Genomic DNA, 23955 nt, shown 5'->3' on the forward strand with positions numbered 1-23955 from the left:
CCTTTGTGAATGAACCTTGCCCTTTGGGCAGGGTTTTTTTATGCTTTGAAAAAACTGAAATTCACCTTGCCGTATTTTCGTAATTCGCTAAAATTTTCGTTATGCGAAAAATCAAAATCTTTGGGGTGTTCAAGAATAAAAAGTCCGTCAGGGGCTAAAACTCCAGAACTGAAAACAGTTTGGGGAATGTCGTTTATAAAAGGAGCACTAAAAGGAGGGTCAGCAAATATCAGGTCAAACTGACCCGGACAACGTTTTAAAAAACGAAAAACATCTTCGCGTACTACCCGTGCATTTTCAATTTTCAACGCCTCAATAACCTCTTTTATGAAGCGAACGTGGCTGAAGTTTTGTTCAACTAAAGTCACTTCGCATGCGCCCCTGCTGACAAATTCATACGCAATGCTACCGGTACCTGAAAACAAGTCCAGTATTTTCATAGAAGAGAAATCGTAACGATTTTCCAGAATGTTAAAAAGGGCTTCTTTGGCCAAATCGGTGGTTGGGCGTGCCGAGAACTTTTTACCCGGGTTAAAAATCCGACCTTTGTATTTTCCTCCTACAATGCGCATGGCTAAAATAATGGGGTGAACGGGTTCAGAAGATTGCCGAAAATGTCGCGGTTATATTGAAACGGTAATGCTAAAAAGCTGGTTTTAGCAAAATATTCAGAAAGTGAATTGACCACATCATTTTCCTTATTTATAGTTCCGGCTAGCAATAGTGGCGTTTTTGAGGCGCTCAGGTGTAGGCTTTTGAACACCGAAAGCGTGTAAAAAACAACGTCGTCAGGATGCCTGTATGCAAAACTGTTGATTTGTGTAAGTTGCCCTTTCTGGTACAAAAGAAGGCTGAAGGTGTTTTTATGAAAAAGGAGTGCAAGCAGTCTTTCTTTGTCTTCTTGTTGGTAACCTTCCTGAATTTTTTGATTGAAAAGTGAAACAGGATGATTTACCGAACAGCCGGGGAAAAGATTGTTAAACGCTTCGAGTAAAGATTCAGGAACCGAAAAAATCAGATTTGCTTCAACATCGGGTAAATAGTTGTCGCGAACTGAAATTTCGTTTTTGCTTCCAAAATTACACTTGGCTAATTGTTCCTGCTTTTCATATTCATAAAACTCTGCAGGAACCAGCGTGAAATTTTCAGAAGAATAAAACAGTTGTGTCTCTGCGTACTGTTTTTGAAGCAACTCGCGGCTTTCATGCCATTCGCTGAATCGTCGCCCTAAAAAAGAAGCTGAACTAATGGTGATGGGAAGGTGCTCAAAAGCGAGCAATTTTGCTTCCTTTTCCTGTACAACAGAAAAAGAAAATCCATCCAGGCTGACCTGGATGGATAATTTATATTCTTCAGTCCGATTATAATCAAACGACGGATCTGTTATCAGGGTAACCATTCTGATTATTCCCAGTTTCCTGCATTATTTACAGCCTCAGTAAGAGAACCTACTTTTAGTCCGGGGTATTTTTCATTCAGCCTGCTCTGTTCGTTCAGGTTGATGATATACTGCCTGTCAAGCCCCCGAAGTACAGTATTGTTATGTGCTTTGGCTTCAAAAACCGGAACCTTAATTCCCGAACCGGTTGTAATAACATTGGCAGCCATTTTAAATTCTGCAACTGTGTCCGGTACCGGTACATACTTCAGGTCTTCGGCATTGTAGGAGCCTCCGAATACTGATTCCAACACACTTTCTTTAATGGTGTCACGGATAATCAGCCCTTCGCGCATTGCCCGCCTTTCGGTAAGCCCTGCTTCAATCATACTATCTGTCAATTCACCGATTTTTCTAATGTTTCTTACAGAATCATATTTTACGAAATGAATCAGTGTGTCCCAACTACCGGTGAAACGGCCGTGAACATTTTTGTAAGCCAACTGGGCCTTCCTGATATCTTTCAATCTTTCCACGGTTGCTTCGTACCTTGCTTCTTTAGCTTTGTCAAATTCAATGGGATCCTGAATCCCTCTATAAATGAAATAAACTAAGCCTAAGGCTACAATTGCAAGTAAAATCTGAATAATGGTTCTCATCGTTATCGTTTTAATAAGATTATTGTCGAATGCTTGCAAAATTATAAAAAAAAACAAATTACCTTCCTTTGAACTTTGTTATTTTAGCGCCTATGCTGAAAAATCACGTAAAAGCCCTTTTAGAGCAAAATTTATCGTTTACACCAACCGCTTGCCAGTCTGAATTAATGGCTGGTTTGGCCGGATTTATTACTTCTGATGAACAGGACAAAATAGTGTTGATTAAAGGTTTTGCCGGAACCGGAAAAACAACAATGATAAATGCCCTTACACAAACACTTAAAAGTTTAAAAATTAAGATTGTTCTTTTGGCGCCTACCGGAAGAGCAGCAAAAGTTATGACGGGTTATACGGCTATGCCTGCTTTTACTATTCATAAAAAAATATACCGGCAGAAAACAACGGCCGACGGGATGGGACATTTTGTGCTGGATAAGAATCTGCATAAAAACACCTGGTTTGTGGTAGACGAAGCATCAATGATTTCCAATGAAAACAACGAAAACTCTGTTTTTGGCAGCGGCCGCCTGTTAAACGATTTGCTTGAATATGTTTATTCGGGTGTCAACTGCAGATTAATTTTGGTTGGAGACACTGCGCAGTTGCCTCCTGTCGGATTAACGCTAAGCCCTGCTCTGGAAACGGTGTCGATTATTCGCGAAGGATTTAATGTTGACGAGTATGTTTTAACAGAAGTAGTGCGACAGGCAGCCGGTTCGGGAATTTTGTCGTGTGCAACCCAAATCAGGCAGTTGATAGAAGAACAGGTTAATACCGGTTTCTTTCAACTTGATTTAAGTGCTTTCGACGATATCTCGCGGATTTCGGGAGGTGATTTGATTGAGGAAATTTCTTCGTGCTACGATAAGTACGGAATTTTTGAAACCACCATTGTTACCCGTTCCAATAAAAGAGCAAATCTGTTCAACAAAGGAATTCGCGGATCGATTCTTTATCGCGAAAATGAAATCGAACGCGGCGATTTGTTGATGATCGTTAAAAACAACTACCATTGGATAGATGATGAATCGAAGCTTGATTTTATTGCCAACGGCGACATTGCCGAGGTAGTTTCCATTTATGGTTACGAAGAATTGTACGGTTTTCGGTACGCTGATGTGTGCCTCCGGTTTGTGGATTACGAAGACGTAGAACTTGATTGCAAAATATTTTTGGATACACTTTCCATTGAGTCGGCTTCGTTTTCTTACGAACAGAATCGGCAGCTTTTTAATGCAGTTTCGGAAGATTACATGGAAATTAGGAACAAGCGTGAACGGTGGAAAAAGATAAAGGAGAATCCCTATTTTAATGCACTTCAGGTTAAGTATGCCTATGCATTAACCTGCCACAAAGCGCAGGGTGGACAGTGGAAAGCCGTTTTTGTTGATCATGGGTATCTCACCGAAGAAATGCTGGACAACGATTATTACCGTTGGCTTTACACCGCCTTTACACGGCCGGTGGAAAAGTTGTTTCTGGTAAACTTTAACAAAAAGTTTTTCGAAGAAACGGGGGAGTGATCATTGTTTTCGTTTAACGGGGTATGTTTTTCCGTCTACTGCATCCAATGTGTTGGAGAAAACTGTTTGGGCTTCGTTCAAAAAAGGTTCTACCTCTTTATAACGAGACGAAAAATGTCCGATAATTAATTCTCCGGCATTGGTCATTTTTGCCATTTTTGCAGCATCAAGTGCAGTAGAATGGTAGGTTTTATTTGCCCACTCGCGTAACTCTTCGGTAAAAGTAGCTTCGTGGTACAATAAATCTACATTTTTAATCACATCGGCAATGGGAGGATGAAATGCGGTGTCGGAACAAAAAGCGTACGACAGGGGTGTTGGCGGCGGAGTAGTCAGCAACGAATTTAGAATTACTTCTCCGTTTGCTGCAACAAAATCGGCGCCCTGTTTTATGTCTTTAATTTGTGCAATCGGAATTTGATACTGCCTGATGTATTCCTTTTTTATGTTGGCCTCTTTTTGTTTCTCCCGGAATAGAAACCCACAGCAATTTATGCTGTGTTTTAAAGGAAATGAAATCACCTCTATTTTTTTGTCTTCGAAAATAAGCTGTGGCTTTTTAAAATTCAACGGATGAAAAATTACGTTGAATCGCAAATCTCCTTTTAGAAAATCGAGCTGGGGCTGAATAATGTCTTTTAATTGAGACGGCGAGTAAATGTGTATGTCGCGTGTTAATCCCAGCAGGTTAAATGTTGAAATGAGGCCAATCAGTCCGTAAAAATGATCGCCATGCAAATGGGAAATGAAAATGTGATTGATTTTTCCAAAGCCTATTTTTTGTCTTCGGATTTGTATTTGGGTTCCTTCTCCGCAGTCGATCAAAAAAAACCGCCCCGATGCATTCAGCACCTGGGCGGTCGGGTATCTTTCAGATGTCGGTGTAGCAGAACTGCTTCCCAGTATGGTTAACTCAAAAGCCATTTCAGCCTACATTTCCATCTTTTTCTTCATTAGCTCTTCTGCTTCTTCAGCAGTTTTTGTAATCAGTAATACCGTGTGCAACATCGAAATCTTCAGTAGGTATTCTACATCGGGATTCAATCCGCAAAGAACAAAAGTTCCTATTGCATCTTCGCATAAACGGTTACCAACTAACACCGAACGTAAACCGGACGAATCGCAGTATTTACACTGGCTTAAATCGAGTACAATGTTTTTCACCCCATTGCTACTTAACACCACTAACTCGGATTTTAACCCCGGTGCTGTGTTGGTATCTAGCCTTTCGGCATTCACTTTTATAAGGGTAAAACCCTCTTTATTTAGAATTTCGGTTGACATGCTACAATTTACGAATTTCGGGTAATAAATTAACCGAACCCCGAATTATTTTTTGCTATCTTCCTGTCTTTCTTTTTGTTCTTTCTTTTCCAACTGCGATTTCAGTGCAGCCAAATCAGAAATGTCACCAAGTGTAGTTTTTTCGATGTTATCGTTAACCGCTTTTACCGCTTTTTTAGTTGAACGGGTCTGCGATTTACGTTTTGTTGTGTCATCAGCACGTTTTTCATCTTCAAAAACTCTTGAGTGCGAAACGATAATTCGTTTTGCTGATTTGTTGAACTCAATAACTTTGAAATCCAGTTTTTCGTCTTGTTTTGCCTGTGTTCCGTCTTCTTTTACAAGATGACGTGGTGTGGCAAAACCTTCAACTCCATAAGGAAGAGCAACTACAGCACCTTTATCCATCAGGTCAACAACAGTTCCTTCGTGGATAGAATCGGTAGTGAAAATAGTTTCGAAAACATCCCATGGGTTTTCTTCCAGTTGTTTGTGACCAAGGCTTAAACGACGGTTTTCAGCGTCGATGTCAAGCACAACAACTTCGATTTCTTCGCCAATGGAAGTGAATTCTGACGGGTGTTTGATTTTTTTCGTCCAGCTTAAGTCCGAAATGTGAATCAAACCGTCAACACCTTCAGTAATTTCTACAAATACACCAAAGTTGGTGAAGTTGCGTACAATTGCTTTGTGTTTTGTTCCAACGCCATAGTTTTCTTCGATTTTTTCCCATGGGTCTTCTTTCAGTTGTTTCATGCCCAATGACATTTTCCTGTCTTCGCGGTCGAGTGTAAGAATAACTGCTTCCACTTCGTCGCCAACTTTCAGGAAGTCCTGAGCACTACGCAGGTGCTGGCTCCACGACATTTCTGAAACGTGAATCAAACCTTCAACTCCGGGTGCGATTTCAACAAATGCACCGTAGTCTGCCATAACCACAACTTTGCCTTTAACGGTATCGCCAACTTTCAGGGTTTCATCCAGTTTATCCCACGGGTGCGGAGTAAGCTGTTTTAAACCAAGGGCAATTCGTTTTTTGTCGTCGTCGAAATCGAGGATAACTACGTTCAGTTTCTGATCGAGTTCTACAATTTCTGTCGGGTGGTTGATGCGGCCCCATGAAAGGTCGGTAATGTGGATAAGTCCGTCTACGCCGCCGAGGTCCATAAACACACCGTACGATGTAATGTTTTTGACTGTTCCTTCCAGAACCTGTCCTTTTTCCAGTTTTGCAATAATTTCTTTCTTCTGCTGTTCCAGTTCAGCTTCAATCAACGCTTTGTGCGAAACTACAACGTTGCGGTATTCGTGGTTGATTTTGACCACTTTGAATTCCATGCTCTTACCAACAAATACATCGTAATCGCGGATTGGTTTCACGTCGATTTGTGAACCTGGAAGGAATGCTTCGATTCCGAATACATCTACAATCATACCGCCTTTTGTACGGCATTTGATGTATCCTTTTATAATTTCGTCTTTTTCCAGAGCTTCGTTTACACGATCCCATGAACGGGTTGCACGTGCTTTTTTGTGAGAAAGGATCATCTGGCCTTTTTTGTCTTCAAGGCTTTCGATGTATACATCTACTTTGTCACCTACTTTAAGTTCCGGGTTGTAACGGAATTCGTTCAAGCTTACAATACCATCAGATTTGTAACCTATGTCAACAACTACTTCTCTTTTGTTGAGTGCGATTACAGTACCTTCAAGTACTTCTTTTTCAGTTACGGTGTTTAGTGTATTGTCATACATTTGTTCCAGGTCAGACCTCTGTTTTTCAGAGTATGCATCCTGTCCGGATTCAAGACTGTCCCAGTCAAATTCACCAGCTTCTTCTGTTTTTTCTTCTGCTTTAGCTTCAGTTGGTTTGGCAGCAGTTTCTGCAACTTCTGCTTTTGTTTCCTCAGCTTTTGGAGCTTCTTCCGTTTGGGGAGCTTTTTCTTCCTGAACGGGTGCTTCAGGTGAATTTTGAGCTTCCTGCTCTACTTTTTCATCTTTCTTTTCAGTCATGTAATTCTAATAAAATTAATAAGTTAGACATTATTATTGTTGTAAAACGCGCGCAAAAATATAACTTAATTCACTTATTTCAAAGGTTTTCAGTGTTTTATTTCTTTCTTGGTAACAAATTGTGACAAATATTAAGACTAGGCGAGGGGCGTTTTGTTTTATTGAAACTGATAATGGCTGAGACATTGAATTTTATTAATTTTGAGCCTCATTTAAAATTATTAAACCAAATAACATGAAAGGTATTATTTTAGCAGGAGGGGCAGGAACCCGGCTTTATCCTATAACCAGGTCTATTTCGAAGCAGATTATTCCGGTTTACGATAAACCGATGATATATTATCCGTTGTCGGTTCTGATGCTGGCAGGGATTCGTGAGATTTTAATTATCTCAACACCCACTGATATTAAATTGTATCAGGAGCTGTTTGGTTCAGGAGAACAATTAGGACTAAATATTTCATATAAAATACAGCCGTCGCCCGACGGATTGGCCCAGGCATTTATTTTGGGTGAAGAGTTTATTGGCGATGACAATGTTTGCCTGATTTTGGGCGACAATATTTTTTACGGGTACAACTTCAGGTCAATTCTGGAAGAATCGGCTCAGTTAAATGATGGCGCAGTTGTTTTCGGATACTATGTCAACGACCCTCAACGTTACGGTGTGGTTGAGTTCGATGCGGATAAAAAAGTAATTTCCATCGAAGAAAAACCGGAGAACCCGAAATCAAATTATGCGGTTACCGGACTGTACTTTTACTCCAACGACGTTGTAGAAAAGGCTAAAAACCTGAAACCATCGGCGCGTGGTGAGCTGGAAATTACCGATCTTAACCGGCTTTACCTGAATGAAAACAGGTTGAACGTGAAACTTTTGGGGCGTGGTTTTGCCTGGCTCGACACCGGAACACATGAAAGCCTTTTGCAGGCGTCCAATTTTATTGCTACCATTGAACAGCGGCAGGGACTTAAAGTTTCCTGCATCGAAGAGATAGCCTATAAAAAAGGGTTTATTTCGCGGGAGCAGCTTATTGAACTGGCAAAACCCCTAAGCAAGAACAAATATGGCGAGTACCTGTTGCGTCTCGCCGAGAAACAAATATTATCTTTTTAATCGTTTATGAAAGTTATAGAAACATCTTTCCCCGGTTTGTTAATTATAGAACCTCAGATTTTTGGAGATTCGAGGGGGTATTTTTTTGAATCCTGGCAACAGGAACGGTATGAAGAAGCTGGCATTAAAACAACATTTTGCCAGGACAATGAATCGAAATCGGTGCAAGGTGTGGTGCGCGGACTGCATTACCAACTAGCCCCCTGGGCACAGGCAAAACTTGTTCGGGTAGTACAGGGACGAGTGCTTGATGTTGTGGTAGATTTACGAAAAGAATCGCCTACTTTTGGACAATGGTTCAGCCTGGAGCTGGATGACGAGTTCAAAAAACAACTGTTTATTCCACGCGGGTTTGCCCACGGTTTTTCGGTTTTAAGCGAAACTGCAGTTTTTTCGTATAAAATTGATAACGAATATAAGCATGAAGCAGAACGCTCCATTAATATTAATGATCCGCAACTCAGTATCGACTGGAAAATGAATACGGAAACAGCAATTGTGTCGGAAAAGGATTTAAAAGCACCGTTATTTAAAGATGCTGAAATGAATTTCAAATTTGAAAATTAATGAAGGTTCTTGTTACTGGTGCATACGGTCAATTGGGGAATGAACTGCGGGTAGAGGCAGAGAACTATCCCGAAATGGAATTTCTTTTTACAGATGCCGATTCGCTTGATATTACAGATGAAATTGCAGTGCAGGAGTATTTCACGAAAAATCGTCCCGGAATAGTAATTAACTGTGCTGCATACACAGCAGTAGACAAGGCCGAGAACGATGCGGAAAAAGCAGAGCTAATAAACTCAGTTGCTCCGGGCTTTTTGGCAAAAGTAGCAAAAACGGTCGATGCTGCGCTTATTCATATTTCTACCGATTATGTGTTTGGTGGCGATTCTGTTCTGCCTTATACCGAAAATGATTCGGTAAAACCCATTGGAGTTTACGGAACAACAAAGCTTGAAGGAGAAGAGCGAAGTTTTAAAGAAAATCTCAAAACTGTTGTTATTCGCACAGCGTGGCTGTATTCTTCTTTCGGAAACAACTTTGTAAAAACCATGCTTCGGCTCGGGAAAAAAGGCGATAATTTGAAAGTGGTTTTTGACCAGGTCGGAACGCCTACTTATGCCGGAGATTTGGCAAAGGCAGTGCTTCAGATTGCAAATATCTACCAAAAACAACCCGACAAATTTGTTCCTGGAATTTATCATTATTCCAACGAAGGGGTAATAAGCTGGTACGATTTTGCAAAAGCAATTTTCGAACTGGCTCAAATCAACTGCGGAGTTTTTCCGGTGTTGTCCGAAGAATTTCCAACGGCAGCCCAAAGGCCTCATTTTAGTGTGTTAAACAAATCGAAAATAAAATCTACTTTTGGTCTCGAAATTCCATACTGGAAGGACAGTCTCAAAGTTTGTATTCAAAAACTTTAAAAATATAAGCAATATGGAAAACAATGAATTATTAAAGCAGGTAAGAGAGAAAGCGCAGGAATGGCTTTCCGATACATACGATGAAGAAACACGGAAAGAAGTTCGGCGCATGCTCGATGCAGAAGACTCTAACGAGTTGATTGATTCGTTTTATAAAAATTTGGAGTTTGGCACCGGAGGCCTTCGTGGAATAATGGGCGCCGGAACTAACCGAGTAAACAAATATACAATTGGAGCTGCCAACCAGGGGCTCGCAAATTACCTGAAAAAGAATTTTTCCGATTTACCGCAGATTAAAGTTGCGATTGGGCACGACTGCCGGAACAACAGCCGGACTTTTGCCGAAAGCAGCGCAAAGGTTTTTGCCGCCAACGGAATTAAAGCGTATCTATTTGAAGATTTGCGTCCGACTCCCGAGCTTTCGTTTGCAATCAGGGAATTGGGATGCCAGAGCGGAATTATCCTTACCGCTTCGCACAACCCGAAAGAATATAACGGCTACAAAGCATACTGGGACGATGGCTCGCAGGTAGTAGCTCCGCACGATGTGAATATTGTTAAAGAGGTGTCGAAAGTAAATGTGGAAGACATCAAATTTGACGGCCCCGAAAACCTTATCGAAATAATGGGGAAAGAGATGGATGAAAAATTCCTGGAAAAAGTAAAAACAGTTTCCATTTCACCTGACGTTGTTGAGCGGCATAAAGACATGAAAATTGTGTTTACTCCCATTCATGGAACTGCCGTAAAACTGGTTCCGGCAGCATTGCAAAAATTTGGGTTCACAAATATTATTCATATTCCGGAACAGGATGTTGTAAGCGGTGATTTTCCAACGGTTGTTTCTCCTAATCCGGAGGAAAAAGCAGCCATGGAAATGGCGGTAAAAAAGGCTTACGAAGTAAATGCCGACATTGTTATGGCAACCGACCCTGACTCCGACAGGCTGGGAGTGGCTGTGAAAAACGATAAAGGAGAGTACGTAATTCTGAACGGGAATCAAACCGCGCTGGTATTCATTTACTACATTATTACAAAAATGAAGGAAGCCGGGAAAATGAAAGGCAACGAGTTTGTGGTAAAAACAATTGTTTCCACTGAATTGATTGCTGAAATTGCCCGCAGAAATAATATTGGTTACTACGATGTTTACACCGGTTTTAAATTTATTGCCGAAGTAATTCGCGACCACGAAGGAACAAAACGATACATTGGCGGCGGAGAAGAAAGCTTTGGTTTTATGCCTGCCGATTTTGTCCGCGATAAAGATGCAGTTTCTTCGTGCGCATTAATGGCCGAAATTGCTGCGTGGGCAATTGACCAGGGAAAAACGCTGTTTGAATTACTTCAGGATATTTATCTGGAATACGGTTTCTCAAAAGAAAAATTGAAATCGGTTGTTCGCCCGGGAAAACAGGGAGCCGACGAAATTCAGAAAATGATGAGCGATTTCCGTAGCAATCCGCCCGCCGAGCTGGGAGGTTCAAAAATGGAATGGGTAAAAGATTACTCCACACTAGTTGCTAAAAATCTGATTACCGGCGAAGAGAAAAAAATTGACCAGAAAGTAACGTCAAACGTACTTCAGTTTTTTACTCAGGACGGAACAAAAATATCAGTTCGGCCTTCAGGTACCGAACCCAAAATTAAGTTCTATTTTGAGGTGAAAGAAAAACTGGAATCACGCGCCGGATTTGATGCCGCAGAAAATGCAGCCGAAACTAAAATAGAATTGATAATGAAAGAGCTGGGACTTTAGTCCGGCTTTTTTATTTCGAAGAAAATGAAATAATTGGCAAGCGTAATTGCCACATTATATATTGAATCAACTAAATAAAAATTGAAAGATGAAAAAGATTGGAATTTTTTCGTTACTGCTGTTTTCAACAGCTTTTGGAGTGTTTGCCCAAACTGAAGGTCCCATGCCCATGAAACCGGAAATGACTGAAATATGGGATCCTGAGGTATCAGTTGTTACTCCAGGAGCAACTCCGCTCGATGCTCCTTCGGATGCCATTGTTTTGTTTGATGGCGTTGACCTTGGCCGCGAATGGACCAATAGTAACGGTGGAAAACCCGAATGGAAAGTAGAAGACGGTTGTGTAACTGTTGAAAAAGGAACGGGAATAATTAAAACCAAACGTGTTTTTGAAGATTTTCAATTGCACATCGAATGGCGTTCTCCCTCAGAAGTAATTGGCACAAGCCAGGGACGCGGCAACAGCGGCATTTTTCTGCAGGAACGCTACGAAGTACAGGTGCTCGATAATTTCGATAATCGCACATACCGTAACGGCCAGGCCGGAAGTATATACAAACAACAGGCTCCGCTTGTAAATGCCTGCAAAGCTCCGGGCGAATGGCAGACTTACGACATTATTTACACTGCACCTCGTTTTAACGAAGACGGAACTTATTTTACTCAGCCAACAGTAACTGTGCTGCACAACGGCGTTTTGGTTCAGAACAACACCAAAATGCGCGGCCCGACTGAATATATCGGCATTCCTGAATACAGCATTAAAAAACATGGTCCTGGATGTATTATGTTACAGGATCATGGAAATCCGGTTAGCTTCAGAAATATCTGGATTAGGGAACTGTAGTTAATTACAACATCCCATAATAAAAGAGCCTGCTTAAAAATATTAAGCAGGCTCTTTTTGTATAGAACATTAAGGTCGTTCAATTTTTATTTGATCAACTCAACGCTTCGTTTTACAAATTTATCCAAATCGGCACCTTTTAGCATTCCGTTGGCCAGCAAAGCAAGGTCAACCAACTGTTTAGCCAGTTTGTTGTTTTTACCAAAGTCAGTCAGTTTTTCACGTTTCGACTCTTCCAGTTTGGCCAGTTCGCTGTTCAACCCGTCCAGTTTTTCCTTATCGGCTTGTGGAACTTCTTCCTCTTTTTTGCCCTCTTTAGCTTTTTCCAGTTCGCTTACTTCAGCTTTTTTTGCCGTAATGTCAGCAGCAAGAGGTTCGAGCGTTTTGCTCAGTTTTTTATCTTTGGCTTCCAGTACTTTTTTTACCAGCGGGTGTGCAATATTCACAACAAGGTTCATGTTGTCGGGCATTTCTCCGTAGAAATTCATTCCGCCTTGTGTTGCACTCATCTCTTTCATACGGCGCATAAATTCGCTCTGGGTAATAACCATCGGGCTTCCGGTTTCTCCTAAATCCTGAAAATCGACCAGGAAGGTATGCTTGTTGTTTTCCGGGCAAACGGCCTGGAACACCGGAGAAAGCTCCTGCTTTTGTTCCCAGCTAAGTTCTTCTTTGGCAGAATCTTCTTTTTTAATCAGGTTTTCTACCACATCAGAATCTACCCGCACAAACTGGTGGTCCGGATGTTTTTGTTCGAACCGGCTAATGAGGTGCGGCGCAAGCACATCGTCAAGAACCAGCACATCGTATCCTTTTTCGCGTGCTGCTTCAATAAAGGTGTATTGTTCTTCTTTGTTGGTTGCGTACAGATGGACCAGCTTTTTGTCTTTGTCGGTCTGTGTGTCCTTAATCAGTTTTTCATATTCTTCAAAAGTGAAATATTTGTCTTCTGTATTTTTGAAGAGGAAAAACTTCATGGCGCGATCATAAAACTTGTCATCGGTAAGCATTCCGTATTCGATGAAAATTTTCAGGTCGTCCCATTTCTTTTCAAACTCGTCGCGTTTGTCTTTAAATAATTCGGCCAGCCGGTCGGCTACTTTTTTAGAAATGTGGCTGCTGATTTTTTTTACATTGGAGTCACTTTGCAGGTACGAACGCGACACGTTCAGCGGAATGTCGGGCGAATCGATTACCCCGTGCAACAGAGTAAGAAATTCAGGAACGATGCCTTCTACCGAATCGGTTACAAATACCTGGTTGCTGTACAGCTGGATTTTGTTTTTTTGAACTTCGAAATTGTTTTTGATTTTCGGGAAGTACAAAATACCGGTTAAGTTGAACGGATAATCCACATTCAGATGGATATAAAACAGCGGTTCTTCAGCCATCGGGTAAAGCCGGTGGTAAAAGCTCTGGTAGTCTTCATCTTTCAGATCAGCCGGCATTTTTGTCCAGGCCGGTTCCGTATCGTTAATCTGATTGTCTTCGTCTGTTTCAACCTGTTTTCCGTCTTTCCATTCTTTCTTTTTTCCGTAGATTACCGGAACAGGCAGGAATTTGCAATATTTTTCGAGGATGTCGCCGATTTTATGTTCGTCCAGAAATTCTTCCGAATCGCTGTTCACGTGCATTACAATGTCGGTCCCGGCTTCATCCCGTTCAGTGTTTTCAATATTGTACGAAGGTGTTCCGTCGCAGCTCCATTTTACGGCTTGTGAACCCTCTTTATACGATTTGGTTATGATGTCCACCTTTTCAGAAATCATGAACGAGCTGTAAAACCCAAGTCCGAAATGGCCGATAATGGCATTGGCGTCTTTTTTATATTTTTCAAGAAATTCGTTGGCGCCTGAAAAAGCTATCTGGTTAATGTACCTGTCGATTTCTTCAGCAGTCATTCCAATTCCATTATCCGAAACTGTAATGGTTTTAGCGTCTTTATCGAATTTTACCCTAACTTTCAGGTTTGTAACATCTCCGTTATATTCTCCTTTTGATGCCAGCGTTTTTAGCTTTTGCGAAGCATCTACTGCATTTGATACAATTTCCCTGAGGAAAATATCATGATCGGAGTAAAGAAACTTTTTAATGATGGGGAACAGATTTTCACTGGTTACGCCAATTTTTCCTGTTTGCATATTTTTACGTTTTAAATAATACTTTTTTAATGTTTTGCACCCAAAAATCAAACCTTGTGCCAGTCGGTTATTCTGCCGATTTGTCACACCCAGCACACTTTTTCGCGTGACTTTCGGTCATTTATTAAGCTGCAATGCACTGAAAAACTGATTAAAATAATGTTATCCTACGTCAAAAGACGCTTAATTTGCAATAAGATAATTTTTGAAAATATTTTGTATGAGCAATCTGGAAAACTACTTCGCTACGTTCAGGGAGAATATCATTGGTGTAGATCAGAAATTTGTATCAGCATACGGAACACAAAAAATCGTTTACGGCGACTGGATTGCCAGCGGACGTCTTTACCGTCCCATCGAAGAAAAAATAGCCAGCGAGTTTGGGCCTTTTGTGGGAAACACACACACTGAAACCAGCGAAACCGGTTTGCTAATGACTCATGCCTACCACCGTTCACACGAAATTATCAAAAGCCATTTGAATGCCGGTCCCAACGACGTTATCATTACTGCCGGTTTTGGAATGACTGCTGTTATCAATAAATTTCAGCGTATTCTGGGGTTGAAGTACTGCGGACGTCTGACCTATTCAAAGTGTTTAAAGGAACGCGAGCGGCCTGTGGTTTTTATCACCCATATGGAGCACCATTCCAATCAAACCTCATGGTACGAAACCAATGCCGAAGTTGTAATTGTTGAGCCGGGCGATGGATTGCTGGTTGAACCTGAAAATTTGCGCAAAGCACTGGAAAAATATAAAGACAGGCCCTTTAAAATTGGTTCGTTTACCGCTTGTTCCAACGTTACCGGAGTGCGCACACCGTATAAAAAAATGGCTCGTTTGATGCACGAGTACGGCGGCGTTTGTTTTATCGATTTTGCAGCATCGGCGCCTTACGACGAGATAGACATGCATCCTGATGATCCGCTAGAGAAGCTGGATGCCGTGATGTTTTCTCCACACAAATTTTTGGGCGGACCCGGTTCTCCGGGCGTGCTGGTTTTCGACGCTTCCATGTATAAAAACCAGGTGCCCGATAATCCCGGCGGCGGAACAGTTGACTGGACAAATCCCTGGGGAAAGTATAAATATGTTGACGATATTGAGGCGCGTGAAGATGGCGGAACACCGGGCTTTCTGCAATCGATAAAAGCTGCGCTTTCGTTCCAGCTAAAGCATAAAATGGGTGTTGAAAATATGACTCGGCGGGAAAAAGAGTTGCTAAAACGGGCATTTAGCGGAATGGACAAAATTCCCGGGTTGAAAATTATGGCCGACAATGTTCGCGATCGTCTGGGAGTTATTTCTTTTTACATTGAGGGTATTCATTACAATTTGGTGGTGCAAATACTGAATGATAAATATGGAATTCAGACGCGTGGTGGTTGTGCCTGTGCTGGAACATACGGGCATTTTCTGCTGGAAGTGACCTACGAAAAATCGCAGGAAATTACGGAAAAGATCAGCCACGGCGACCTTTCCGAAAAACCGGGTTGGGTGCGTTGGTCGCTGCATCCGGTAATGACAGATGCCGAAGTTGATTTGATGATTTCTGCGTTGAAAGACATTGTTGAAAACATCGGACAATACCAGCTCGATTATATTTACGATAACCGCAAAAACATTTTCTGGCACAAAAACGATCCCGATGATGCCGCTCTGATGGAAAAGTGGTTTTCGCTGGAAAAGTAGCCGAATTTTTGAAACAGGCAGTGGGTTATTATTTCCCTGCTATGAAAAATCGTCGAACCAGGTTGTTCCCGTGCAAATCAGTAACATTCAGAATGTGCCATCCCGGTTTCGGATGAAATGCCATTTGATGAATTCCGGTGGTTTTTCCGATGTACTCGTTATCGATTTGCCAAAAAACTGTTGCCTTTTGCTGCCTGTGAACCAATTCAAAAATTAGCTGGCCGGGTGTGCCATCCAAATCGGTGGGGATAAAAAGGTTGTTCCATTCACGCGGATAAACAAATTCCATTGTTGCCAGGTGATCGTTACAACCCTGCAGCAGCGGTGGGAGAGTGGCGTACCCCGGATTCCTCGGTTTAAAATAATACTCCATGGCAGGAGGGAGAACAAACCAGTTTTTATGTGTCATTTTTGCAACCGGGTAGCAGGTTGCATCTACTCTGTAAGTGCCTTTTTTATTCAGATGAATCCGTTGATGGAACGGGCAAAGATTGATTTTCGATCCCGTTGGAAGCCATACCTTTTTTATGGAATCACAATTGGAGCCGGGACGATAACCACTTGCTGCGCACAGTTCAATCTCCTCCATTTCGTCTACCGGCATTTGAAACCATGCGGAAGCCGGGAGCAATTCAAAAATGTCGAATAACAAAGGCGCTGCTGCAGTTATTCCGGTAAGTCCTGGTCGTCCTTCTCCGTCAGCGTTTCCTACCCACACCGAAACCACGTAGTCGCGGGTCATTCCTACGGCCCACGCATCCCGGAATCCAAAACTGGTACCGGTTTTCCAGGCAATATTTCGTGCAGAGGCAAATGCCTGCCATCCTGCTTCCGATTCAGGTCTTCGTACCCGGAGCAATGCTTCCAGCGTTTCGTAAATTGCAGCAGCACGAACTTCAGGCTGGGCACTTCGCAGCTCCTTTTGTTGATTTCCCTGTGGTTCACTTTTTTCCCACTGAAGTGGTTGGAATGGATGCGCGGAGTAGAACCCGTCATTTTCGTCGTAGTTTTTCAGAATTGAAACCAACGACGTGTACATTCCGGACAAATCCCACAAATTGACTTCTGCGCCTCCCAAAATCAACGACAATCCGTAATGCCCGGGAGGATGCGTCAATGTTGTCATTCCTGCTTTTTTTAGGAACGAATAAAAAGGAGGTATTCCGTAATCTTTGAGCATTTGAACTGCCGGAATGTTCAACGAACGGGCGAGTGCTTCTGCTGCCGGAACTGCACCGTTAAATTCCTTGTCGAAATTTGCCGGAGTGAATCCGCCAAAACGAGTGGGAATATCCGGGATGAGCATTTGCGGAGTAATCTGCCCGTCGTCAATCATTTTACAATAAAGAAACGGTTTTAAAATACTCCCTGTGCTTCGGGGAGCCTGAATAATATCTACGTTGTTGCTGTGTGTGGTTTCTTTCCCGTCGAAATAATTTCCTACATAAGCTTTTACCTGGTGCGTTGCCGTTTCGGAAACAACAACTGCAATGTTGTAAATGTGGTTGGCTTCAATGTGCCGGCGGTGTTTTTTTATGCGTTCGGTTACTGCTTGCTGTAGCCCAAAATCGATGGTAGAGCAAATACGTTGCCCGCTGTTTTCATGAGCTGCTTTCTCTACCAAATGATATGCATTTAAAGGCAGAGCATTTACTTTTTCTGGAAGTGGTTCTGCCACAGAAAGACGGTAGGTGAGGCTGTCAATTGTTTCCGAAGTGAGTAACTTCTTCAGAACAAAATCGCGTTTTTCTTTTAGCCGGTCATCCAGTCGTCCGGGGTAAATTAACGATGGAGCATTGGGCAACACCGCGAGCGTTGCCGATTCTGCCCACGAGAGCTGGCTCGGAGGCCGCGCGTACCATCGCCAGGCTGCGGCTTCAATTCCCACAACATTTCCCCCAAACGGCGCGTGGGAGGCGTACATATTAAGAATCTCCTTTTTTGTAAAGCGGAACTCCAGATTTAAAGCCCAAATCATCTCCACAATTTTGTTTTTTAAGGAACGCCGGCGGTTGCCCCTTGCCATTCTGCACACCTGCATGGTAAGTGTGCTGCCTCCGCTGACGGTTCTGCCTGCTTTTATGTTTTGTGCCAGCGCCCGTGCCAGCGCCACCGGATTTATTCCGGGATGATAATAGAAATACTTATCTTCGAATTGCAGCAGGCACTTTTCATATTTTTGAGGTACGGAATCGGCCGCCGGAAAACGCCACTGCTGATCGGCTGCAATGCGGGCACCAAGTAACCGGCCGTCGCTGCTTTCGAGCACGGTGGAATAAGGCGCATCAAAAAGCGGCCGCGGAACCCAAACGTAAAAAGCCAGGAAAAACGCAAAAAAAAGAATCCCTCCCATAAGAAGGATGCTTTTTTTTACGCTCTTTTTGTTTTCGCTGAAATTCAATTTCACTGTAACTGTTCAATACTGATCAAACAAACAATTTTCGCTTGTTTACTGATTTGTGATTTTTACCATTTGTCCCGGTTTTTGCGCGCGGATACCTGCATCGTACATGGCTTCGCAACTAACAGGTGGCTGGTAAAACTGGCCTGTGTAGGCTGCGTTCAGGTAAAAAACAAATGTTTTTTGCTGGTTCATAGTCAAATTGAAATAAGTGTAAACACGATCGTCCCGGATATCCTGGTAATCAAATGCAGAATTTTGCTCCTGCGGAATGTCATTCAATCGCTTGTTCATAATTTCCCATCCTGAAGGGAATACCGCGTTCAACACCAATTGCTCATAATCTTTTAACGTTCCCGGATTTTTGACGGTTACTTCCATTCTAAAATCAACACCCTGTTTTAGGTTCTGGGGGCTGACTTCATTTCCGCCTGCATCGAGGTATTTTACCTGCAATAATATGTTTTTCGAGGCAGCGGTTGTGTCTGTTCCCGAGGGAACTCCCCGGCCTAAAATTCTGACGTTGGTTGCTGTTTCTCCACGGTTTGTATATTCTAACCTGATTTGCCCGTCGGTATTTGGTGTTGCGGGAATGGTGAGAATTGGATTATTTGACCGCAGTTCTGTTTTTGTTCCGTTTACCGTCAGCGAAAATTTGGTTTCTGAACTTCCCGACGCATATTCTTTTGCATACATGGCTGCCGACGACAGGCACCAGGCAGCTGTTTGCGTGCTCAGCCAGTCGCGTTGATTCATTTCCGAAGAAATGGTTTGTAGCAACTGCAACGCTTTTTCCTGCTCACCCAGCAGCACCAGTGTTTCAAGTATCATTGCTTTGTCGCGTAAGGCAGAGCCAAATGTTCCGCCCAACTCCCGGTAATCGTCAACCGTTGTGGTCAGGTTATTTACCAGTTGGCGCGCTGCTTCGGGTTGTCCGGCCAAAACATAGGCGGCTGCCAGTCGCCACGATACATCAGCCGACTTCCGGCTTTTCTCACGCAATCTGTTCATCGCGCCCAAATCAGGAGAACCGGCAAGCGCTAGGGTGTATAACCTGTATGCCTGAATGAAATCGTGGTTTCGGTGGTAAATACCGTTTTCAAAACTTTCCTGCGGATTCCAGTTCCGTGCCGCAGAACGCTGAAAACTGAGCCACTGATTTTTTAAGCCTGAAGGAATGGAATATCCTTCGCTTTCGGCTTTCAACATAAAGTGGCCGGCATAACTGGTTGCCCACAGATCGGTTTCTGCAGCTCCCGGCCAGTAGCCAAAGCCTCCGCCGGAAACCTGATACCCGGGCAATTTTTGAAGCGTGCTGCGAATATTGTCTTCAACCTCCATTTTTTTGTCGGCATTCAGCTCAATTAAATTACCAAGGAATAATTGAGGAAACGCTGCTGAAGTGAGTTGTTCTACGCACCCATGCGGATAACCGGTCAGGTAGTCGAGGTGTTTTGCAAGATTTATTGACGGAAACCCTGAAATTTCAACCCATGCCTTGCTTTCTGCCACTTCTCCCGGAATCTGTAATTCTGCTTGCCAGTTCTCGCCGGGTTTCACCAATTTCGACTCTCCAATAGTAACGGGAGAGTTCGGATTTCGTATTTCCAGTTCAACCTCGTATGTTGCTTTTTCGCTGCCGCTTGTTGCTTCCACAAATATTTTCCCTGCGCCGGTTTCAGGTTTTACTTTTAGTTTGAAATAGGCCATTTTATCGCCGGTCTGTTCAAATTTCACCTGCTTGCTGCTTTCTCCGGAAACAGTTAACAACGAATTGGTTTTTACCTGAACCGAAACATTTTTGACTTCATCTTTCATGGCAAAAATATTCACCGGCAGACTTACCTCTTCGTTGGGAGCCAAAATCCTTGCCATGGTTGCCAGCAGCATTAGTCCTTTGCGTACCGGCACAGTTTTCTCTGTTTTTCCATACGCCCCGTTATTCCCGGCAATTACCATTGCCCTTACTGATCCTACGTACGAAGGCATTGTAAATTCATGGGTTCCGGTTTCTCCCTTTTTAAGGGTGAACGGCCCGGCAAATTGAACAACCGGTTTAAAACGATTTATCTCTTTTTTTGCCGAATTCATCATATCTCCGTCGCCTCCAACAGCAAATGCTTTTTCGAGGCGTGCGCCATAAGCTCCGGCTACATCGTTATACAAATCCCATGTTTTTACACCCAGCGCTTCGCGTGAATAAAATGCTTCGTGCGGACTGGGTGTCGCAAAATTGGTAAGCCCCAGCAACCCTTCATCAACTACAGCAATAGTGTAGGTCATGGGTTTGTTATTTGCCTCAGAAACCCGGAGTGTATATTTTGTTTCAGGTTTGATTTCTGCAGGTGTTTGAAGAACCGGGGTGAGCACTGTTTCCGGATTTTCCACGAAAACAGGAATTACCCCGTACAAACGCAATGGAGCATCGTTTTCGGTTTGTCCGTACGGTTGTATTAAACTAACGTGCACGTAAAAATTTGGAGCCATACCGGATTTGGCGTCAAAACTGAAGGTAGTTTGTTTGTCCTCTGTTTCCACCCAGAAAATATCGGTAACACCGGTTCCGTTTTCGAGGCTCACCAGCGCTTTTCCGGCTTTTGAAGAGGGGATGGTAATTTCTATTTTTTCGCCTACATTGTATTTTTCTTTGTCGGTGCGAAGCGTCAGCATAGTAGCGCCGTCGGCCACACCATCGGAACGCCAGCTTCCCCATTTCGACATGTAAAATGTTACACCGGCGGCATGCCCGCTTGTAACATCTTTCACCCAAAGCAAATACCTTCCGTTGTCTTCCCAATTTTTGTATTTGACATTCAGTTTTAATTTGGTTTTGTGGCCGGCATTGGCAATGTTCCACGTTGAAATCGGGCGGTAATATCTTCCGGAGACGTAGTGAGCCAGGTATTCATCGCCTGATTCCCACCACCAGCGCCAGTCTATTTTGTACAGTTTTGCCTCCAGGTTTTCGCCTGAAACCGGTTTTCCCGTAGCATCCACAAGCACAATTTCCGGCGCGTAATCGGTATCGGTTTTGTACCAGTTATCGTCCGATGCCGGCATTTTTACTCCCACAAACGTTGAGAAAGGCGCATATTTCGCTTGTTTAACGTTGGTGCTGAAATCACCTCCCTGCTCGAAAACCCGCGAGGTGAACCAGGCCTTAACCATTCCGGGGGCATTTTCGAGCGACTGAAAATTGAGGGGAACCGTTGTTTTACCGTTTTCGTTGAGGATGCCTTCAAAAATGGTTTGCTCGTTGGGCGCAAACGACGATGCCGGGTCGGTAAAAGAGTATTGTTCGAAACCGCTGAATTCGGTTTTATCTTTTACAAACAGCACATCCACTTTTATTTTTAATGAACGTGCCGGAGAACCGTGCAACCACGCTGCTTCGAGTGGCAAGCTTCGGTTTTCTGAATTCAACGGCGTTTTAGGCAGGTTTAAATCGATTTTCAGCCGGTTGGGTTTTATGGTCTCAATTTTTATCCGTTTGGAAAAGACCGCATTTCCGACGGTAACCTGTGCCTGCCAGTTTCCGGTAGGTGCATCGTTTGGCGTTTTTACTGTGAGTGGGTAAAATCCGTTTTCGTTTTTGGTGAGCACCATTTTTTCAATTACCTGTCCGGCCGGGTTTATCAGCTGAAAAATAACCGGGTAGTTTTCGGGAAGGCCAGCATTTTCCTTTTCGATAATTGCATTCAGGAAAAGTGTGTCGCCGGGTCTCCAAACTCCGCGTTCACCGTAAATGAAACCTTTTAATCCGTCAGTAATTTCTTCGCCCGAAACATTAAAATTGCTTGTGGACAGAGCGCTACCGTCGTCCAGTCGCAGGTAGCCAAACTGATTTCCCTTTTGAGCAAGTAAAAAGAAGGGTTTTTTGTTGAGCTTTGCTTTTGCGAAACCCTGATTGTCGGTGGTCAGTGTCTGAATCAGCCGATTTTGGTAACTGAACAATTTCAGCTCAACGTTTTGTTCGGGGAGGGTGGTTAGCAAATTGGTTAATGCAAAGGTAAATTCATGGTTGCGGCCTTCTTTGGCGATAATTCCCAGCTCCGAAGCAAAAATGTTGCGGGAAACAAAACGGCTGGAATTGTAATACGAAATGTCGCACGGATTATTCCGTTCCTGCCATTTGTAGCCGTCCGGGTAATAATGTCCCGAATACCAGTTGGGAAAATCCCATTCGGTTTGATAAGGTTCCTGCTTATTCAGCGTGGTTTCTTCCAGTTCCTCTTCTTCGGAATTGATATTCTGTCCGCAAGGATACAATGCGTTTTCCTGATGAAACCGGAACTGTACATTATAAATAGCGCCCTGCTCGATGGTGAAAAAATCAGCCAGGTTAATTTTGTAGGTATTCCATTTTTGTAGTGCTCCCGGCTCTTTTGGGGTGAGTTTTACTTTGCCGGAATAAACCAGTCTGCCGGTTTTGTTTAGCTGCGAATCATCGTCGAAACGGTTGTCCTGGAAGAACGCCAGCACATTGTCTTTAAAAATGCGCACTACTCTTATTTCAACAGCATTAAGCGCTACTGCCTCAAAAGGCATTTCAAGCGTGCCGTTTTGGGGCACAATTACTCCCTTGCCGATGAGCCTTACTGCTGGCTCCGGACTGCTAAACTGTACCCGAAATGTTTCGGCTTTTTTTAATTTGAAGTAATTGATATTTTCGATGCCTTCGGAAATTGTTACGTCTATTTCGCCGGAAAGCGGCTTGTCCGGCCATCCCTTAATCGTATTTCCTTCGATGGTTAATCGCAGGCTGGTGCCGTTTGCCAGAGCTACTAATCCGGTTAAATCCTGAGATTTTAACAGTGGGTCGGAAAACCGTATTTCAAGATGCTGCTCGGGTTCTCTGAGCACGGCTGCTTCCAGTATTTCAAAAACATTTAGCGCCGGAACTTTTACGTTTTTTTCTCCTTTCTTATCCACATTTGCCGGCTTTCCGTTCCATTTAATAAATAGTTCGCTGCTCTTTTCCGAATTCCGTTGTAAACTGTCGATGGTAAAAAAATGCTTCCGCTGTTCGGGGGCGTGTGTCCACTGAACAGGAATGCTGCTTCCATTATAACTGGCTTGCAGTATTTCTTCAATGTTGTTGTTGTCTGTAACATCGGCGGTTAACAGGTAGCCCGAATACTGCATTTTGTTGAACGGGCCTTTTTCGTAGTTTTTCAATCCTTCAAAAGAAACTGAAAACGACTGTTCGATGGTTGAAAACTGGAACGTCATTTTTTCGAACCCATTTTCAACGTTAATTAAATCACCCAGTCTGAGTTCTGCGGTGTAAATAATCCCTTGTTTTAACGGAGACGAAGGCCTGAATTCAACAACCTGATTCCCGATCAACGCAGCTTCGCCTTTTATTTCGGGCGAAAAACTAAATAGCTTTTTTGTGTTGATGTCCGGTGTTTTTACCGGTTGTGCCAAGTGCACTGTAATAACCGATTCGATAGATATTGTTCCGCTGGTGTACGCCTGAACATATTTACCAAAAGCCGGATCTGTTGCAACCGGTTTCTGGTCGGTTTTACATTCGATAAAAACGAAAAGGGCTAAAAACAATAATAGTGATATTTTATTTTTCACGATGATGGATTTTTCGGGTTAAAGAATAACAACTTCAATAAACATTCACTTTTTGGAAAGGTGGAACTACATAAAACAAATATAGTTCTAATTTATGTTTTTTGTCTGATTTTACGAATGA

The 23955-nt window shown here is 42.9% G+C and carries 16 protein-coding genes; 7 read left to right on the forward strand and 9 right to left on the reverse strand.

What is annotated here, in order from left to right:
• Positions 1-38: 38 nt before the first annotated feature.
• From rsmD to BUB08_RS00175, 3 genes are read right to left on the reverse strand one after another with little or no spacing between them, the layout of a single operon-like run.
• Positions 39-572, reverse strand: coding sequence for a 16S rRNA (guanine(966)-N(2))-methyltransferase RsmD (rsmD, locus tag BUB08_RS00165; RefSeq protein ID WP_072997844.1), 534 nt, complete (start codon positions 570-572; stop codon positions 39-41).
• A 2-nt stretch (positions 573-574) separates the two neighbouring features.
• Entirely contained in the window at positions 575-1399 is an 825-nt protein-coding gene (locus BUB08_RS00170; RefSeq protein WP_072997846.1) for a DUF3822 family protein, read from the reverse strand.
• Positions 1400-1404: 5 nt separating this feature from the next.
• Positions 1405-2037 carry a hypothetical protein gene (locus BUB08_RS00175; protein ID WP_072997848.1) on the reverse strand — a complete coding sequence of 211 codons (633 nt, stop codon included), beginning with the start codon at positions 2035-2037 and terminating at the stop codon, positions 1405-1407.
• A gap of 68 nt (positions 2038-2105) precedes the next feature.
• Between BUB08_RS00175 and BUB08_RS00180 the strand changes: the two genes are divergently transcribed.
• The gene (locus BUB08_RS00180) at positions 2106-3560 is read left to right on the forward strand and encodes an ATP-dependent DNA helicase (protein ID WP_245820149.1); all 1455 of its coding nucleotides are present in this window, start codon (positions 2106-2108) and stop codon (positions 3558-3560) included.
• Here BUB08_RS00180 and BUB08_RS00185 read toward each other — a convergent pair whose 3' ends face one another.
• Genes BUB08_RS00185 through rpsA form a run of 3 tightly spaced genes read right to left on the reverse strand, consistent with a single transcriptional unit; the run spans position 3561 to position 6857 of the window.
• Complete coding sequence (locus BUB08_RS00185) at positions 3561-4484, reverse strand: ribonuclease Z (RefSeq protein ID WP_072997852.1); 924 nt, start codon at positions 4482-4484, stop codon at positions 3561-3563.
• Positions 4485-4490: 6 nt separating this feature from the next.
• Positions 4491-4844, reverse strand: a complete 354-nt coding sequence (locus BUB08_RS00190; RefSeq protein WP_072997853.1) for an STAS domain-containing protein — start codon at positions 4842-4844, stop codon at positions 4491-4493.
• Positions 4845-4889: 45 nt separating this feature from the next.
• Positions 4890-6857, reverse strand: a complete 1968-nt coding sequence (gene rpsA, locus BUB08_RS00195) for a 30S ribosomal protein S1 (protein WP_072997855.1) — start codon at positions 6855-6857, stop codon at positions 4890-4892.
• 235 nt (positions 6858-7092) lie between these two features.
• On the opposite strand from rpsA, the gene rfbA reads away from it, so the two are divergent.
• From rfbA to BUB08_RS00220, 5 genes are all read left to right on the forward strand, one after another.
• Positions 7093-7974 (forward strand): glucose-1-phosphate thymidylyltransferase RfbA, encoded by an 882-nt coding sequence (rfbA, locus tag BUB08_RS00200; RefSeq protein ID WP_072997857.1) that lies wholly within the window; start codon positions 7093-7095, stop codon positions 7972-7974.
• Between the two features lie 6 nt (positions 7975-7980).
• The gene (rfbC, locus tag BUB08_RS00205) at positions 7981-8541 is read left to right on the forward strand and encodes a dTDP-4-dehydrorhamnose 3,5-epimerase (RefSeq protein WP_072997859.1); all 561 of its coding nucleotides are present in this window, start codon (positions 7981-7983) and stop codon (positions 8539-8541) included.
• Positions 8541-9404: a dTDP-4-dehydrorhamnose reductase gene (rfbD, locus tag BUB08_RS00210; protein ID WP_072997861.1), complete on the forward strand. Its 864-nt coding sequence runs from the start codon at positions 8541-8543 to the stop codon at positions 9402-9404. The genes rfbC and rfbD overlap by 1 nt, the downstream gene beginning before the upstream one ends.
• A 13-nt stretch (positions 9405-9417) precedes the next feature.
• The gene (locus tag BUB08_RS00215; RefSeq protein WP_072997863.1) at positions 9418-11163 is read left to right on the forward strand and encodes a phospho-sugar mutase; all 1746 of its coding nucleotides are present in this window, start codon (positions 9418-9420) and stop codon (positions 11161-11163) included.
• 88 nt (positions 11164-11251) lie between these two features.
• Positions 11252-12010 carry a 3-keto-disaccharide hydrolase gene (locus BUB08_RS00220; protein ID WP_072997865.1) on the forward strand — a complete coding sequence of 253 codons (759 nt, stop codon included), beginning with the start codon at positions 11252-11254 and terminating at the stop codon, positions 12008-12010.
• 86 nt (positions 12011-12096) lie between these two features.
• On the opposite strand, the gene htpG is transcribed toward BUB08_RS00220, so the two are convergent.
• Positions 12097-14151, reverse strand: a complete 2055-nt coding sequence (htpG, locus tag BUB08_RS00225; RefSeq protein WP_072998817.1) for a molecular chaperone HtpG — start codon at positions 14149-14151, stop codon at positions 12097-12099.
• 220 nt (positions 14152-14371) lie between these two features.
• Here htpG and BUB08_RS00230 point away from each other — a divergent pair, with 220 nt between their 5' ends.
• Positions 14372-15844, forward strand: coding sequence for an aminotransferase class V-fold PLP-dependent enzyme (locus BUB08_RS00230; protein WP_072997867.1), 1473 nt, complete (start codon positions 14372-14374; stop codon positions 15842-15844).
• Between the two features lie 28 nt (positions 15845-15872).
• On the opposite strand, the gene pbpC is transcribed toward BUB08_RS00230, so the two are convergent.
• Together pbpC and BUB08_RS00240 are read right to left on the reverse strand one after the other, a co-directional pair.
• Positions 15873-18197, reverse strand: coding sequence for a penicillin-binding protein 1C (gene pbpC, locus BUB08_RS00235; protein ID WP_072998818.1), 2325 nt, complete (start codon positions 18195-18197; stop codon positions 15873-15875).
• A gap of 96 nt (positions 18198-18293) precedes the next feature.
• Positions 18294-23834, reverse strand: coding sequence for an alpha-2-macroglobulin family protein (locus BUB08_RS00240; RefSeq protein WP_083570477.1), 5541 nt, complete (start codon positions 23832-23834; stop codon positions 18294-18296).
• Positions 23835-23955 lie beyond the last annotated feature (121 nt).

Origin of the sequence: Mariniphaga anaerophila, assembly GCF_900129025.1 — a bacterium.
In the GTDB taxonomy this organism is placed as follows: Bacteria; Bacteroidota; Bacteroidia; order Bacteroidales; family Prolixibacteraceae; genus Mariniphaga; species Mariniphaga anaerophila.